Source organism: Pseudomonas sp. GX19020 (genome assembly GCF_023371075.1).
GTDB lineage: Bacteria > Pseudomonadota > Alphaproteobacteria > Rhodobacterales > Rhodobacteraceae > Pseudogemmobacter.
Genome location: NZ_JAMCCR010000039.1, coordinates 1 through 1604 on the forward strand (window position 1 = coordinate 1; position 1604 = coordinate 1604).

General features: G+C 62.0%; 1 protein-coding gene. It reads right to left on the reverse strand.

Annotated features, from left to right (window positions below; genetic code table 11):
• The coding region (acs, locus tag M3484_RS23505) for an acetate--CoA ligase (RefSeq protein ID WP_249499506.1) at positions 1 to 1604 on the reverse strand (1604 nt) is incomplete at both ends.

Genomic DNA, 1604 nt, shown 5'->3' on the forward strand with positions numbered 1-1604 from the left:
TTGGCGATCGGGCCGATCTCGGCGCGGACCCAGGCCTCCAGCTCGCGCTTCAGCTCGGGGGTCGGCGTCACCCCGTTCATCAGCGTGACATAGGCATAGATGCCCTGCCCCTTGAGGTCATGCGGATAGCCGACAACTGCCGCTTCGGCGACCTTCTCATGCGCGACAAGGGCGGATTCCACCTCTGCCGTGCCCATCCGGTGGCCGGAGACGTTAATGACATCATCGACACGGCCGGTAATCCAGTAATAGCCATCCGCATCGCGACGGCAGCCGTCGCCCGTAAAATAATACCCTTTATACTGGCTGAAATAAGCCTCTTCAAATCGCGCGTGATCCCCCCAGAGCGTCCGCATCTGCCCGGGCCAGCTGTCGCTGATGCACAGCACGCCCTCGCATTCGGTTTCGCTCAGCTCTGCCCCGGTCTGCGGATCGAGCACCACCGGCTTCACCCCGAAAAACGGCACCGTCGCCGAGCCGGGCTTCGTCGCCACAGCTCCCGGCAGGGGCGTCAGCATATGGCCGCCGGTCTCGGTCTGCCAGAAAGTGTCGACGATCGGCAGTTTCCCTTTTCCAACATATTTGTCGTACCAGGCCCAGGCTTCGGGGTTGATAGGTTCACCAACCGAGCCAAGCAGCTTCAGAGACGACAGGTCGTGACGTTCGACAAATTCCGGCCCCATCCCCATCAGCGACCGGATCGCGGTCGGCGCGGTGTAGAACTGGTTGACCCGGTGTTTGGCGCAGACCTCCCAGAAACGGCCGGCATCGGGCCAGGTCGGCACGCCTTCGAACATCAGCGTGGTGCCGCCATTCGCCAGCGGCCCATAGACGATATAGCTGTGGCCGGTGACCCAGCCGACATCGGCCGTGCACCAGTAAATATCGCCGTCATGATAGTCGAACGTATATTGATGCGTCATCGCGGCATAGGTGAGATAGCCGCCCGATGTATGCACCACGCCCTTCGGCTTGCCGGTCGAGCCGGACGTATAGAGGATGAACAAAGGATCCTCGGCACCGACCTCGACATAGGGGCAATAGGGCTTCGCCTCGGCCATTTCCGCCAGCAGGTCGAAATCGCGGCCCGAGACCCAGGAGGTCTGCTCGCCCGTGCGTTTCACCACCAGGCATTTCACCCGGTCCGAACAATGCAAAAGCGCCTTATCGGTATTGTCCTTGAGCCCGGTCTTCTTGCCGGCGCGCGGTGCCCAGTCGGCGGTGATCACGAGCTTCGCCTCGGAATCATTGATCCGGTTCGCCAGGGCATCCGGGGAAAAGCCCCCGAAAACAACGGAATGCACCGCGCCGAGCCGGGCGCAGGCCAGCATCGCATAGGCCGCCTCGGGGATCATCGGCAGATAAAGCACGACGCGGTCGCCCTTTTTCACACCATGCGATTTCAGCACATTGGCCATGCGCGAGACCTGCTCGAGCAGCGCGCGATAGGTGATATGTTTCGCCGGCTCCTTCGGATCATCCGGCTCCCAGATGATCGCGGTCTGCTCCGCCCGGTCGATCAGATGGCGGTCGATGCAATTCGCCGCCACATTCAGCGAGCCGTCGCCAAACCAGCGGATCGAGATATTCCCCGGCGCGAAACT